This window comes from Corynebacterium sp. HMSC070H05 (assembly GCF_001837615.1).
GTDB lineage: Bacteria > Actinomycetota > Actinomycetes > Mycobacteriales > Mycobacteriaceae > Corynebacterium > Corynebacterium coyleae.
This window is the reverse complement of record NZ_KV833339.1, coordinates 1-219: the sequence shown is the minus strand read 5'-3', so window position 1 is coordinate 219 and position 219 is coordinate 1. Positions and strand designations below refer to the sequence as shown.

Here is a 219-nt window from a genome sequence, read left to right as displayed (position 1 = left end):
GGTGGCAAGCAGTACTGAGCATTTGACCACGCGTCCGCCTTCGCGCACTTTGATCGTCAACGCGTCGCACGACAGGTAGGCGTAGCCGCCGGGATCGAGTGGACGGTTCTGAAGTCTGCGACCATCTCGTCGAGTTCTTCCGACATGCGTGAGACTTGCGATTTCGACAGGTTGGCAATCCCAAGTGTCGCCACCAGATCGTTCATCCTGCGGGTGGAA

General features: G+C 58.4%; 1 pseudogene. It reads right to left on the bottom strand.

Annotated elements, in window-relative coordinates:
- Positions 1–219: pseudogene (locus HMPREF2617_RS11720) on the bottom strand (transposase); the annotation flags it as partial.